This window comes from Psychrobacter sp. NZS113, assembly GCF_015864825.1.
Lineage (GTDB): Bacteria > Pseudomonadota > Gammaproteobacteria > Pseudomonadales > Moraxellaceae > Psychrobacter.
Genome location: NZ_JADYWL010000004.1, coordinates 118,842 through 133,146, shown reverse-complemented (window position 1 = coordinate 133,146; position 14,305 = coordinate 118,842). Strand labels below are relative to the sequence as shown.

Annotated in this window: 13 protein-coding genes; 11 read left to right on the top strand and 2 right to left on the bottom strand. The window is 41.9% G+C overall.

Features of this window, described 5'->3' with window-relative positions; translation table 11 throughout:
- Positions 1–165 precede the first annotated feature (165 nt).
- From I6E61_RS07400 to I6E61_RS07365, 8 genes are all read left to right on the top strand, one after another.
- Entirely contained in the window at positions 166–903 is a 738-nt protein-coding gene (locus tag I6E61_RS07400) for an SDR family NAD(P)-dependent oxidoreductase (RefSeq protein ID WP_197132467.1), read from the top strand.
- A gap of 257 nt (positions 904–1,160) precedes the next feature.
- Positions 1,161–2,891, top strand: a complete 1,731-nt coding sequence (locus I6E61_RS07395; RefSeq protein ID WP_197132464.1) for an NAD(P)/FAD-dependent oxidoreductase — start codon at positions 1,161–1,163, stop codon at positions 2,889–2,891.
- A gap of 40 nt (positions 2,892–2,931) precedes the next feature.
- A complete protein-coding gene (locus I6E61_RS07390; protein WP_197132461.1) occupies positions 2,932–3,882 on the top strand; it encodes a DUF1365 domain-containing protein in 951 nt (316 codons plus the stop codon).
- Positions 3,883–4,004: 122 nt separating this feature from the next.
- The gene (locus I6E61_RS07385) at positions 4,005–5,459 is read left to right on the top strand and encodes a cyclopropane-fatty-acyl-phospholipid synthase family protein (RefSeq protein ID WP_197132458.1); all 1,455 of its coding nucleotides are present in this window, start codon (positions 4,005–4,007) and stop codon (positions 5,457–5,459) included.
- Between the two features lie 200 nt (positions 5,460–5,659).
- Positions 5,660–6,070: a DUF2177 family protein gene (locus tag I6E61_RS07380; protein ID WP_197132455.1), complete on the top strand. Its 411-nt coding sequence runs from the start codon at positions 5,660–5,662 to the stop codon at positions 6,068–6,070.
- 76 nt (positions 6,071–6,146) lie between these two features.
- Complete coding sequence (locus tag I6E61_RS07375) at positions 6,147–6,656, top strand: acyl-CoA thioesterase (RefSeq protein ID WP_197132438.1); 510 nt, start codon at positions 6,147–6,149, stop codon at positions 6,654–6,656.
- Between the two features lie 219 nt (positions 6,657–6,875).
- Positions 6,876–7,946 carry a cation diffusion facilitator family transporter gene (locus I6E61_RS07370; RefSeq protein ID WP_197132435.1) on the top strand — a complete coding sequence of 357 codons (1,071 nt, stop codon included), beginning with the start codon at positions 6,876–6,878 and terminating at the stop codon, positions 7,944–7,946.
- A gap of 25 nt (positions 7,947–7,971) precedes the next feature.
- Complete coding sequence (locus I6E61_RS07365) at positions 7,972–8,565, top strand: DUF2059 domain-containing protein (RefSeq protein ID WP_197132432.1); 594 nt, start codon at positions 7,972–7,974, stop codon at positions 8,563–8,565.
- Positions 8,566–8,736: 171 nt separating this feature from the next.
- On the opposite strand, the gene dps is transcribed toward I6E61_RS07365, so the two are convergent.
- Positions 8,737–9,219 (bottom strand): DNA starvation/stationary phase protection protein Dps, encoded by a 483-nt coding sequence (gene dps, locus I6E61_RS07360; RefSeq protein ID WP_197132429.1) that lies wholly within the window; start codon positions 9,217–9,219, stop codon positions 8,737–8,739.
- A 402-nt stretch (positions 9,220–9,621) separates the two neighbouring features.
- Here dps and uvrB point away from each other — a divergent pair, with 402 nt between their 5' ends.
- From uvrB to I6E61_RS07345, 3 genes are all read left to right on the top strand, one after another.
- On the top strand, positions 9,622–11,733 hold the full coding sequence (uvrB, locus tag I6E61_RS07355; protein WP_197132427.1) for an excinuclease ABC subunit UvrB: 2,112 nt from the start codon (positions 9,622–9,624) through the stop codon (positions 11,731–11,733).
- Positions 11,734–12,034: 301 nt separating this feature from the next.
- Positions 12,035–13,087, top strand: a complete 1,053-nt coding sequence (locus tag I6E61_RS07350) for a histidinol-phosphate transaminase (RefSeq protein WP_320158576.1) — start codon at positions 12,035–12,037, stop codon at positions 13,085–13,087.
- 174 nt (positions 13,088–13,261) lie between these two features.
- Positions 13,262–13,645, top strand: a complete 384-nt coding sequence (locus I6E61_RS07345; protein WP_227685725.1) for a hypothetical protein — start codon at positions 13,262–13,264, stop codon at positions 13,643–13,645.
- Positions 13,646–13,770: 125 nt separating this feature from the next.
- On the opposite strand, the gene I6E61_RS07340 is transcribed toward I6E61_RS07345, so the two are convergent.
- On the bottom strand, positions 13,771–14,175 hold the full coding sequence (locus tag I6E61_RS07340; RefSeq protein ID WP_197132424.1) for a hypothetical protein: 405 nt from the start codon (positions 14,173–14,175) through the stop codon (positions 13,771–13,773).
- Positions 14,176–14,305 lie beyond the last annotated feature (130 nt).

Sequence of the window (14,305 nt, the reverse complement as noted above, 5' to 3'; positions counted from 1 at the left end):
CCTGTATCGGTACACTATAATTATTTAGATTTCTTAAATAAAATAGGCATTATCTTAATGAAATGCGATTAATGTTATATACCAAAAACAATAATAACTGAGTATTTAATATCTGTTTAAGCGTTGACTTATATATTATAGAAGACATAACAAAGGATGCTGACAATGACAAACTCTCCCAAGAAACAATATATTCTCATCACTGGCGCAACATCAGGTATTGGCAATCAATTAGCTAAAGATTACTTGTTAGACGACCATCATGTCTATGCTGTTGGCCGTGATGATGTCGCATTGGCTGAGCTAAAATCATTGGGGGCAGAGACCATTGACTTGGACCTCATGGATCGAGAAAAGGTAGTTGAAGCTTTCGAGAAAATCGAAGTGGTTGATTTGGCGATTTGCGGTGCAGGTATGTGTGAATATCTAGATATGCCAAACTTTGATAGCGCGTCATTTATGAAGGTTATGACAGTGAATATGGGAACATTATCGCACGCTATTGAAGGTGTCTTACCTAAGTTAATTGCCTCAAAAGGTCGCTTGGTTGGTATTGGTTCAGCATCTGCTTATGTGCCTTTTGCCCGTGCTGAGGCTTATGGCAGCTCAAAGGCGGCCATTCATTACCTAATGAAAACGCTACAGATCAGTCTTGCACCGCATGATGTATCAGTCAGCTTAGTCGTGCCTGGTTTTGTCGAAACACCAATGACCAAACAAAATGATTTTCCGATGCCATTTATTCAGACGCCAGAGCAGGCAAGTCAAGCCATCCGTGACGGTATAGCTAGCGGGCATGATGTGATTGAATTTCCGAAGAAGCTAACTTTGCCATTGAAGGCGTTGGGTACATTACCAGATCTGGTATGGCAGCAAGTCAGTGGAAAGCTTAATAAAAAATAACTGATACTAGGGCGTGTCTTCAATTCACCCGATAGTCATCTAAATGTGCTAAAAATGGCTAAATCTTGCCAAACATCGTCAAATAGCTGGTTAATATCCCGATATTATCTGCGCTATTTTTCTTGTTTGACGGCAATTTATCTCATTTTTATCACCATTTTTGAAATGAAGACACGCCCTGAAGAGTCGTTCAAAATAAATCGCTAAAAACAAGTCGTCAAAAACAGATTGTTAAAAACCTACAAAGGAATGCATGTATGTCGTTTATCCGCCGTAAACGTAAGAACACAGAAACAGTCTCTAACGAAGCCAGCAACGTTTTGAAAAGTGCGTCTAGCGTCCAAGTCAAAAAGCGTATCGCTATTATTGGCTCGGGTGTGTCAGGATTGACTTGTGCTCATTACCTCGTGGCACAACATGACGTGACAGTGTTTGAAGCCAATGATTATATCGGCGGGCATGTGAATACGATTGATGTTGCACTCCAAGATGGCAAAAAAGCAAAAACGGGTAATGTGGAAACCAGTGCGATAGACACGGGATTTATTGTTTTTAACGAGCGTACCTATCCTAACTTCTTTCGGTTGTTATACGACTTAAAAGTACCGTTCCAATCGACAGACATGAGCTTTTCGGTAAAAAATACCGCACGTCATTTTGAATACAACGGTCATACGCTAAACACGTTACTATCGCAGCGCAAAAACGTGCTCAATCCAAAATTTTGGCGATTTATCAAAGATATCCTACAGTTCAATAAACACATCAAGCAGCTACGTCAAGACTATGAAACGGCACGTACTCAAGGTCAGGATATCAGCACCTTCACTGAGCAAACACTTGGTGGTTATCTCACGCAAAAAAACTACGGTAAACTGTTCACAGACAACTATCTGCTGCCAATGGTCTCTGCTATTTGGTCGACCAGCCTCGATGAGGTACAAGATTTCCCATTGGTGTTTTTTGCACAGTTCTTTGACAACCACGGCTTGCTCGATGTGGTCAATCGTCCACAGTGGTTCACGATTAAAGGCGGCTCAAAACAGTACGTCAATAAGTTAGTGCCACGCTTTATCAAAGCGGGTGGCGAAGTGCGAGTAAACAGCCCAGTACAGTCGGTAGTTCGTGATGGTGAGCAAGTATTATTGACAGTGCAAGATAAAGGCAACTCTGATAACAAGATCGAAAATTTTGTATTTGATGAAGTTATCTTTGCTTGTCATGCAGATACTGCGCTGAAGATTTTAAAAGATGCCAGTACAGAAGAGTCTGAAGTACTGAAACATTTCCGCTTTACCAAAAATACTGCCGTACTTCATACCGACACCAGTATCCTACCTAAAAAACCGCTGGCATGGGCAAGTTGGAACTACCTCATTGATGAAACAGCATCAGGCAACACGACGGAGACGGAGCAAGCTGTTGAAAGCGCACAAACCCCTTCTAAGCCCGTACTGACGTACCATATGAATATCCTGCAGCGACTCACCAAACAGCATAATTATCTAGTGACGCTTAATCCAGAAACCGTTGATAAAAATATCGATGACAAGCAAGTTATTAAAAGTATTGACTATAGCCATCCAGTTTTTGACCTCGCGATGATTGACGCTCAAACCCAATGGTCAAGTATCTCTAGTAACGGTTTGCATACGCACTTTTGCGGTGCCTATTGGTTCAATGGTTTTCATGAAGATGGTGTGCGTAGTGGTCTACGTGTATGTCAGGCATTGGGTCATGATATTGAGATAAAAGACGACGTTGACCTGGCTCACTTGCCTGATGCTGATAGTGCCCATACGCCATTCCGCTATAAAGACATGCCAGTAAAAGCAGATACTAAGTTACGCAAACTTAATAAGCGTGAAGTCATCACAGCGACCACCAATCAGGAGCTGGTTGAGTATGCTGAGCGTTTACAGTCTACCGTTATAGATAGTGGTCAGAAGAAAAAACGTGGCTTATTTGGCTATCGTAACTCGAAGTAATTTTAGAATTAAAATAAAAAACACCACTAAAGAGAGTGCTATGTCTAACGAAGACTACTCGTCTAACAGCGCCTTACCACATCAGTTGTTTCATGGGACAACATGGCATAGCCGGCTACTGCCTAGTGTGAATAAATTTGTCTACCCGTATCGCTATTGGGGAGTCAATATCAGCGCACTAACTGCAGGGCAGGAGCTTCCTGAAGTCAGTAAAAATATTTTTAGCAAAAATAGCCTTATAAAGAAATTGCCATTACAAGGGCTTTTAGCAAAAGGACTACCGTTATTCTCAGCAAATAAAAGAGCCTTGCAGCAGTTTTGCCCTGATGATTATTTGCAGAAATTAGAAGGTTTAAGCGGCAATGAGGATAACGACAATGACGGTACTAATGGCAATATTGATTTAAATCCTACTCAAGCACTCAATAATCGTCTGCGTGATGCTTTCGTTGAGTATTCGGGTAGCGCGCCGAAAGGCGATATGGTCGGCTTGCTAGTCTGTCGCAATGCGGGCATGTATTTTAGCCCAGTTAATTTCTATTTAGGATTTAACGAACAGCAGACCCCAACGCATCTGTTAGCTGAAGTTTCTAATACGCCATGGGACAAGCGTCATTGTTATGGGTTTTTACTCGATGGCGAAGACACAGAGTTCTGTCATGACAAGGATTTTCACGTATCGCCTTTTAATCCTATCGACCAGCTCTATCGTTGGCAGGTAAAGGTAAAAAAACAGCCAAATAACTGCTTGCAGGTTCGTATAGCCATTAATATCAGTGATGAGCGTGGTGAAGTGCTAAAAACGGGTGTAAAAATGACAGGCGTGCCGATGACCGAGGACTCTATACGCAAAAGCTTGCAACAAAATCCGCTAATGAACATGACATCTGTGACTCGTATCTATTGGCATGCTTTTAAACTTTATGCCGTCAAAAAAGTCCCTTATATTAATTATGATGAAAAGCTAGCAGATAGCCAACAGCAAAAATAAAACAGCTCAAAAGATAGCCATTAGCCATTTGAAGCCGTTAGCAATTTAAAGCCATTAATAATCCAAAAATCTCATGAATGTTAGACCAACCAATAAAGCATTTAGACAAGGATAAATACACGATGCCAGCCAGACTGACCGACCGAGCACCTGTTTCAACACTAGAGAAGTTAACTGCACAGATGAGTAAAGTGGTCAATGAGAGCGCTGTCTTGAAACCCGTCAGTGGCGGGGTCAATAAAGTGGCAAGAAAGTTGATATTTCACGCGTTGCAGCATATACAGTTTGGTAGCCTTACCGTCATCGAATCGTTTGGTAATGAGGCACCTAAGACCAGCTGTTTCGGCAGTGAGTCTACTACTGTAGCCAGCAGCTCGGCAGTGGGTCGTCACTCTTTGCATGTCACCTTGACCATCCATGATCCAGCTGTCTATCGACAACTGCTACTTGGTGGCTCTATTGCGTTAGCAGATAGCTATATCAATGGCGAGTGGGATACGAATGATTTGACAGGTTTGATTCGGTTGGCGGCTCGTAACTTGGCCGTATTGAATAAATTGGAGAATCGTTTTGCAGGTGTCAGTAAAGCCTTTGAAAAAGCCAAGCATCAGCTGCGTAGTAATGATAAGTCTGGCTCCAAGTCCAATATTTTAGCCCATTACGATTTGGGCAATGATATGTATCAGCGTTTTTTAGATGACACCATGATGTATTCATCAGCGGTATATCGTACGCCTGATGTGTCTCTTAGCGATGCTCAGCAGCATAAATTGGCACTCATTTGCCAGCGACTGCAGCTTAGTGCTGACGATCACGTGATTGAGATTGGTACAGGTTGGGGCGGTTTTGCTATTTATGCCGCCAAGCATTATGGCTGCCATGTCACCACAACGACCATCTCTGATGCCCAGTATGATGAGGCACAGCGTCGAGTCAAGGCGGCAGGTCTGTCTGATAAGATTACGCTACTCAAGCAAGACTATCGTGAGCTGACAGGACAATATGATAAATTGGTCAGTATTGAGATGATTGAAGCAGTCGGTCATGAATATTTACCGACGTTCTTTGCCAAGTGTAATAGTTTACTCAAGCCAACAGGGCTGATGGTGTTACAAGCAATCACTTTTAACGACCAAAACTATCAAGACTATGTAGGGTCAGTGGATTTTATCCAAACGCATATATTCCCAGGTGGCTGTTTGCTTTCAAACCAAGAGTTGACTACTCAATTCACAGAGCAGACCGACATGGTTATCAAGCAGCTTCATGACTACGGCTTTGATTATGCGCACACACTACGAGATTGGCGCCTAGCCTTTATGGAGCAGCGTGAAGAGATAGTCACGCTTGGTTATGATGAGGCGTTTATCCGTTTGTGGAACTTTTACTTTTGCTACTGTGAAGGGGGATTTTTAGAGCGCACTATCGGTGTGGTGCAGTTGACAGCAGTGAAGCCAAACAACATCGATATAATGCATTTCTCTGATTTGCCAGCTGCCGTCTTAAATCATAAAACAGTTTTGAACGATGAGACAGTCTTTAATGATGAAAACATGACAGACACCGCGACTGTGTAAATGTTTTGATGTGGATATGGTTTCGTTTTAGCGCTCGTAAGGTCTCATAACGCATTAACCGTTTGAGACTTACGTGCTGAGATATTTTATATTGTTTGATTAGCGCGTCTATCAAGGAACCCTGAATAGCGTGTCACCGCTAACGCCTCATCGACATTATAATTTTCTACGTTTTTATTCATTTTATAAGAGGTGATATTATGGGTTACGTTTTTATTTATCTCGCCGCTGTGGTTATCTTTTTGGGTGTTGACGCTGTTTGGTTGACGACTATGAAAGGCGCTTTTTATGAGTCGCGCATTGGTCACTTGTTGGCTGACGAGCCAAACATGATGGCTGCTGGCGTGTTCTATATGTTTTATATATTGGCACTTTGTATTTTGATTCTGTATCCACAAATCAAGGCAGGCGCTTCAATTGGTCATATATTCTTGCTTGGTGGTTTAATTGGGCTTATGGCTTATGGCACTTATGATTTTACCAATTTAGCATTATATAAAGGCTTTACGTTAGATACAGCGTTGGTTGATTTTGTATGGGGTGGCGTCTTGACAGGTACGGTAAGCGCAGTTGTTGCATGGTTGGCTTATCGCTTTCATTGGCTCAGCTAAATATTATTAAGTCATTAAATCTGTCATACTGGCATGCAAATATATACAAATAAAATTTCTAAAAATAAGGATCATCATGCCACAATCTAACACCAGCACATCCGCTCAAAAAGCTCCTTTGAATAGTGAGCTATATATGTCGATACTTATGACACCTGATATGGCAAATTTTATTGGGAATGTGCATGGTGGTGATTTGTTAAAGATGCTTGATCAGGTCGCTTATGCCTGTGCCAGTCGCTATAGCGGTAACTATGTGGTGACACTGTCTGTCGACCAAGTGATGTTTCGAGAGCCTATCTATGTGGGTGAACTGGTGACCTTTGCTGCCAGTGTAAACTATGTGGGAAATACGTCGATGGAGATTGGCATTCGTGTCGAAGCGGAAGATGTGCGTGGTCGTACGGTCCGTCATACCAATAGTTGTTACTTTACGATGGTCGCTATCGATGATAAAGGTAAGCCAACAGCAGTGCCACCACTTGAGATTAAAAACAATCTGCAACAGTGCCGTGCTGATGCTGCGTTAGAGCGAAAAAACTTGCGTATGCAAAGCTCACATCGTCCAAGTTGCGACCTAAAATAAATGGTCGGAGAGTTGGATAGCGATTATGAGCGTTAAAGTAATAGGAATATAGGTAAGGGGTTAATTTACTGTTCCTATGTTCCTATGTTCCTATGTTCCTATGTTCCTATGTATGTATCTAATTATCGTAAAATGATTATCGTAAAATAATTATCCTAAATCTACTATATCGTTGAGTATCTAAATATCTATGTTTAACCCGTCTGTATTGAGGCTACTATGAATCTGAAGCCGCCAAAAACCAATTCGCAAGACACTTCTATCGCTCAACCAACAACACGAATCGCACGTGGTGTTGGTATGGATATAGTGGACTCTGATAATGCCACTAGTGAAGGTGAGCAACACTCTGGCTCATTGACGACAGTACTGATTGCTGTTGGGGCCAATCTTATTATTGCTATTGCAAAAACCGTTGCGGCAGTTATGACGGGCTCTGCTTCTATGATAGCGGAGTCCGCACACTCTTGGGCTGATGCAGGCAACGGCACTTTGTTAATTGTTGCAGAAAAAAAGGCAGTTAAACCTGCCGATAGCAGTCACCCATTAGGCTACGGCAAAGAATCTTATGTCTGGTCGATGATTGCCGCTTTTGGTGTCTTTATGGCAGGCTCTATTGTCTCCATTTATACGGGTATCACCGAATGGAATGCTGCGGAGAGCGAGACCAACTATACCATTGGCTTTATTATATTGGCGGTGGCATTTGTACTCGAAGGGTTTTCATTAGGGCAAGCTTATTTACAAAGCAAAAAGCACGGTGAAGTGATTAATGTCAGTGCTATCGGTTATGTGATCAATACATCTAACCCAACGTTACGTGGTGTATTCTTTGAGGACTTGGCCGCTGTCATTGGCTTGGCGGTTGCGGCTGCTTCGATGGGCATGCATGCTTATACTGGACAGCCATTTTGGGATGCACTAGGTTCTATCATCGTTGGAATATTATTGGGCGCTGTAGCAATATTCTTGATTAGCCGTAACCGTGACTTTTTGGTTGGTTATAAGGTGTCAGAGAGAATACATAACTACGCATTGAGCGAATTGCTCGAACATTCAGATATTGACAGTGTCTCATATCTACATTTAGAGTGGGTAGGACCCAAAAAAATATTTATGGTAGCAGCAGTGGACATCGCTGGTAATCAAAAAGAAAAAGAGATTGCCCAAAAATTCGAAATTATTGAAAGTCAATTCCGTGCCAATCCATTATTTCAAGAAGTCATATTGACACTGTCAGTACCAAATGCAGATGTTTTGCTCTTGCCCGACAGTCCGCTAGAAACTTAACCCATCATGATAAAGTGATAGTCATATGAAAACTATATTAAAGAACGCTATGCTAAAGAGTACTATATTAAAAAATACTGTATTTGCTGTCTCGTTGAGCGTTAGCACTGTTGGCTTGATGACCGTGCCTACTTTATCGGCACAAGCAGCTGTGCCAACAAATGAGTCTCTATTAAACTTAGTAAAAGTGACTAAAGTTGTAGAGATGATGAACGACATGTCTAGTGATAGTGGGATTACCGATCAAGTGACGCAGTCCATGTTATCTTCGCTACCTAATGAAAATTTGAGTGCAGATCAGCGCCAACGTTTAGAAGAAATCGTCAGTAAATACAGTAAAGAGATGACAAACAATGGCGATAGAGAAAGCGTGAATCAACAAGTTATACAGGTCTATATGGATACGGCGAAACAGCACTTTGACCAAACAGAGGTTGATGCACAGATAGCATTTTATAGTAGTAAAGCAGGTCAAAGTATTATTAATAAGCAGCCGGCTATGATGAAAGATTATATGACAAAAGTGATGCCTATCGTTATGGAGGCTACGATGGAAAAGGTACAAGATATTATGCCGAGAATGGCTGCAGATATTAAAGCCCTTAAACTTGAAGAATAACTTAGATCGTTATTCGTCTTAAAACTTACATATTCTCCAAACTGTTTATAGAAAAGTTTTAAGGCATAAAAAAGGTCGCCATAGTTGGCGACCTTTTTTTGTGTTCTAAATTTACGCTTCAAATGCTCGGTAAGTTGTCTGCTTATTACTTGCGAGGATTACTTATTAAGGTTACTTACTAGGAGCGTTCGCACCGATGAACCATGCATCTTTATCAATGATACGACTGGCTTCTGTAAATAAATCAGCGGTATCTTCATCACCTGCATCGCCAGCAGTAGTAATTGCCTTACGCAATGTTTCAGCTACTTTCTTGTAGCGGCTAGTCAGCTCACGGACATGTTGATCGACTTCAGTGATATCAGTTGGATAATCGTCTAGGATAGACTCTTTTACCACACGACTGGCCAAACCGTTTGGTTGACCGCCTAAGATTACAATACGTTCAGCAATAGTATCTGATACTTCAAGGATACGGTCTGATGTGTCATCTAATAACTGATGCACACCGATAAAGCCAGTACCTTGTAGGTTCCAATGACACTGCTTACCGTCTAACGTTAAATCAATGACGTTAGCTAAATTTGCATTTAACAGCTCTACCATGTTTTTGGCTGTTTCGTCTGATATTCCACTTGCGTAACGTTCTCTCATATCTTACTCCGTTATCTATTTTGTTTTATTGAATCGAATGTTTAACTTATTCTTATTTAATATGTTGTATTAGTACTGCTTGTTGATTCGTTATGAATAATAGCAGTTTAAATCGCTATTGGAACCCTCAAGCGTTAGGCTTTGTTGAGTGGTCGTGTAAAGAGTTTGTTAACCATGAAAAGCTTTGTAAATATAGCCAAAATTATGTAAGTTTTTTACAACTGCCTTAGACTTTTTGCCAAAACAGGCGTATACAATATCGGTTTTGTGCACCTATATATAAGCTAAAACTAGTACCCATTAGCATCGTATCCAGCCCATGATTGTCCTTTAAAAACGAACACTCAGACCCCATATTGTTTTAAACCTTACCTCATTATAAAAATTAGGAAGAAAGCCATTATGCGTATGCCTGAACCGCGCTCATCGCGTCAGTTAAATCAATTGGCCACTCAGCTCCAAGGCGAAGCTGAAATTAGTGGTGTCAATGCGTCAGGGACGCAAATATCGAGCCGTGCCTTTGAGATGGTCACGGATTTTGAGCCGGCAGGCGATCAGCCACAAGCCATCAAAAAGCTGGTCAACGGTATCAATTCTGGTATGGATGAGCAGTTGTTATTGGGTGTGACGGGTTCTGGTAAGACATATACCATGGCGAAGGTCATCTCTGAGACGCAGCGCCCAACCATTATCATGGCGCATAATAAAACCCTTGCCGCTCAGCTATATGGTGAGTTCAAATCATTCTTCCCCAACAATGCGGTTGAATACTTTGTCAGTTATTATGACTACTATCAGCCTGAAGCTTATGTTGCAGCGAGTGACACTTTTATTGAAAAAGACAGTGCCATCAACGATCATATTGATCAGATGCGTCTATCAGCCACGCGTGCTCTATTAGAGCGTCGTGATGCGATTATCGTGGCGTCAGTATCTTGTATCTATGGTTTGGGTGATCCTGAAAGCTATCTAAAAATGCTACTGCATGTGGTTGTGGGCGATCAAATAGACCGTACAGCGACGATTAAGCGCCTAGTTGAAATGCAGTATATGCGTAACGAGTTGGATTTTGGCCGTGGTACGTATCGCTTGCGTGGTGAACTGTTAGATATCTATCCGGCTGAGTCTGAGCAATTGGCCGTTCGGGTGCATTTGTTTGACAATGAAGTGGAAAAGATCACTTGGTTCGATCCACTGACGGGCAAGACTGTGCGTAGCGTGCCGCGTATTACCATTTATCCAAAGTCGCACTATGTGACGCCGCGCAATAAATTAGAAGCTGCTAGCCATACCATTCGAGAAGAGCTAGAGCCACGTCTTGAGTATTTCCGTGAGAATAATAAGCTCATTGAAGCACAGCGTCTCAAAGAGCGTACGCAATATGATCTTGAGATGATACAGCAGCTCGGCTACTGTAACGGCATCGAAAACTACTCGCAGCATCTGTCTGGCCGTCCGTCAGGCGAAGCGCCACCGACGTTGTTTGATTATATTCCAGAAGATGCACTGCTGTTCCTTGATGAATCACACGTAACCGTCTCGCAAATTGGGGCGATGTACAAAGGCGATAGATCACGTAAAGAAAACTTGGTGAATTACGGTTTCCGTCTACCAAGTGCAATGAATAACCGCCCGATGAAGTTTGAAGAGTGGGAGCGTATCAAGCCGAAAACTATTTATGTGAGCGCCACGCCAGCCTTATATGAGTTAGAGCACAGTGAGCAAGTGGTCGAGCAGGTGGTACGCCCAACGGGTTTGATTGATCCAGAGATTGAGATACGTCCCGTATTGACGCAAGTCGATGATGTGCTATCGGAAATTACCAAACGCCGCGAAAAAGATGAGCGTGTATTGATTACCACATTGACCAAGCGCATGTCAGAGGATCTGACCAGCTACCTAAAAGAATACGATGTCAAAGTCGCATATCTCCATTCAGATATCGATACCGTCGAGCGTATGCAGATTATTCATGAGTTACGTACAGGTGTGCATGATGTGCTGGTCGGTATCAACCTGTTGCGTGAAGGTTTGGATATGCCAGAGGTGTCGTTGGTTGCGATATTTGATGCTGATAAAGAAGGTTTCTTGCGTTCTGAGCGTGCCTTAATTCAGACCATTGGACGAGCCGCACGTCATATCAATGGTAAAGCCATTCTATATGCGGACCGCATTACCAACAGTATGCAAAAGGCGATAGACGAGACTGACCGTCGCCGTGAAAAACAAGTGGCGTTTAACCTTGAGCACAATATCACGCCGAAAGGTGCGCGTCGTAGTATCACGGATAAAATCGATACCGGTGACGATCAGAATGCCAATGACAATCAAGTGATTCCAATCAAGAGCAATCTGCCTGATGTCGATATTAGCATCTTACGTAGCCCTGATTTGCTTGCCAAAGAAATCAGCCGTCTTGAGAAGCTTATGAAACAGATGTCTCGTGACTTGAAGTTCGAGGATGCAGCGAAGACGCGTGACAAAGTGTTAGAGTTAAAAGCACATTTAATCTAAGGCGTGTTTTGGCTTTTATTCAATAATATAAATGATGAGTTACATATTCTGTAGCTCATCTTTTTATGCATCATTTGATATCAGAATCCTTGTAATAATAATCGATGCCACTTACCATATCAGCACTTATGCAAGTGAGTCTTTCCATCCATAAATCATATCATTCCAAATAACGACAGCAGTGACTAACAGTCGTAAGAACTTTCAGTCGCAAGCATTTTGTCTAATAGACTTTGCGAGTCTAATACTGACACTGCGAATTCAATATTTGGTATGAGTACTAACTAGGCGTATTTATATTGTGCTTACCAATAATTTAATAGAATTAAACTCTAACGAAAACTCACTAGGTATGGCAAACTCTGCCAAACAAGCCGTTATCGACTCTTTGAACATCGGGTTTCGTTATCCGGACGAACAACGTGCTGCCCTTATCAGCCGAATTGCTGATATAAACGGCGTTACGGAAAACCAAATCTCTCTAGGCTGCGGCTCTAGCGAAAACATCCGTACGGTTGTACAGATGCTGAAAAACAAAGCCTTGAGAGAAGGCAAAAACTTTCAAATAGTCGTACCGCATCCAACGTTTGCCTATGCTGAATTATATGCGACTTCTATTAATGTGCCTGTGGTAAAAGTACCGTTAACGCCTGAAAGCTATTCTCTTGATTTACAAAAAATGCAAAAAGTGGCTGATGACTTTGACGGAATAAGCTTATTTTATCTCTGCAATCCTAACAATCCAACCGCGACGATTACTGATACGAATAAGCTTAAAGAATGGGTAGGAGCGGCACCAGACCATCATTATTTTTTATTAGATGAGGCATACTCAGAGTATGTGACCGATTCAAGTTTTGAGAGTGGTGTTGCCTGGATACGAGAAGAGTATTCAGAAAATATCGTTGTAGTGCGTACTTTTTCAAAGCTGTGCGCGCTCGCAGGCATGCGTATCGGCTATGCAGTTGCTAGCCCGCAAATGACTGCTAAGCTAGAGGCATTTATATCAATTGATAATACCAATCTATCAGGTGCTGTTGCCGCGATGGCGACCTTAGATGACGAAGCATTTTTAGCATTGAGTTTACGTACTGCCAACCAGTCCCGCCAGATGGTCGAGCAGACGTTAGATGAGCTTGGTCTGCGTTACCTACCATCGCAGGCCAGCTTTATATTCCATGAGATAAAAGGCGATGTGCAAACCTATATCGATAGAATGCGTGAGCATGGTATAGCAGTCGGTCGTGAGTTTGCGCCTATTACTGGTTTCAATCGCTTAACGCTTGGTCGACCTGATGAAATGGCAGTATTTGTAGAAGTGCTTAAGTCATTTCGTGAAAAGGGTTGGGTGTGATTTGAATTGTGTTAAATGCTAAATTTAAGAATTATTTTTACTAACCATAAACGCATGTTTACACATTGCCCCTTAACAAACATCCTTCCATCTAATAGGATAAGCAAACACAGTATATAGCTGTTTTTGACTCATCAAGATCAAAAAATATTAGATAAAAAGGACATAATTATAATGGACGTTAAAGCATTATTTAAAAAGGGCATAGAAAAACAGTTACTGGATGTGGATGACTATATATTTAAGCCTGAGCTGATAGAGATGACGGTTGAAGAAGGGGAGTTGACCTGCGTGCTAAACAGCGATGGTAGTGTCAATATTTTCTATACTAAGGCGGGAATCACTGACGTCAGAGCAGCGGCTCGAAAGCATCCTTTTACTTCTTTTGCGACTGAGCTACATCATGGAATTTATGATGATGTCATCGACGATGTGGTAGGTAACGTAAATGATATTATAGACAGTCACTCTAAGTATTTCCGTCGCAGCAAAGTCTTACCTGTTACGCCTGCACTAGGAGGCAGTGATGCGATTATTACAGAGGCTGATAAATACTAGATATCGTCTTTAACTGATGTTGATAATTCAATTATTATAATGATTTATAAGTTTGATAAAAAGGGCTAGGTTATCATCGATAACCTAGCCCTTTTTTATGCGTCTACATATCGTTAGTAAGTGATCTATTTAACGAGACTGGTGTAGCAGCTTTGTAGTGATTTGGCGACCACGGTAGCGACCAATTCAGTGCGATAGCTTGAGTCTATTGCAGCATTGCCCAATTCAACCATAGTTACTTGTTGAGGTGCTTGCTCACTGACGCAGCCACAAACGTTGGTTTTAACAGTTTCTTGTTGCGCATCAGTCATCGCAACACTAGCAACGCGCCATGCATTTTGTTTTTCGATTTCGCTGCGGCATTGCGTATCGATGGCTGATGTAAATATATTCATACCAATACTACTTGCAGTTGTCATGGCTGTGCTAGCAGTAGTGCCAGTACCTGTAGTCGTACCAGTGCCTGTTGATGTACAGCCAGCTAGAGCAAGAGTGGCAAGCATAGCGGTCGAAGCTAGGAGTTTTTTCACAGAGTTATCCTTTAAAGTTTTTATGCGCTTTTGAAGCATGTATTTGATAGCAATTAATATTGGTCAGTCGAAACTTATTTTCGTCCTGAGCAAGTTGTATATTATCAGCAAAATACGTTAATAACACTAT